This is a genomic window from Chromohalobacter sp. HP20-39 (assembly GCF_033052815.1).
GTDB lineage: Bacteria > Pseudomonadota > Gammaproteobacteria > Pseudomonadales > Halomonadaceae > Chromohalobacter.
The window spans coordinates 1-325 of record NZ_JAWHTP010000379.1; the positions used below are offsets into that span (position 1 = coordinate 1).

Genomic DNA, 325 nt, shown 5'->3' on the forward strand with positions numbered 1-325 from the left:
GATGCGAATGCTTGGACGGTTCGCAGCGTAGACGAGCTTCTGGGGCCTGCAGAAGCCAGAAAGGACTGAGTTGGCCCGCAACTCTCTGCGGCGTTTCACTAAATTGCGGTACGCGGATGGAGGTCTAAGAGTGAGTCAAGATAGCAGCGCTCAGGAATGCCTTTTGGCGTTGCGCGATTCAATCGAAGTACACCGCTCGCATCTGCGAGTTGGAATGCTCGAGAATGGGCTAACCGTCTGGTTCAGCGTCGACGGCAACTCCGAACTGCGGGCTATACGTCTACGTGCTAAGGGTCGCCAGGGCGTCTTTGACCTTAAGCGCGCT

Annotated in this window: 1 protein-coding gene; it reads left to right on the forward strand. The window is 56.6% G+C overall.

The genetic code is table 11. The features are described from left to right. Positions 1–130: 130 nt before the first annotated feature. Positions 131–325 (forward strand): hypothetical protein (locus RVY79_RS18455; protein ID WP_317465995.1); only part of this gene is annotated, 195 nt, incomplete at its 3' end.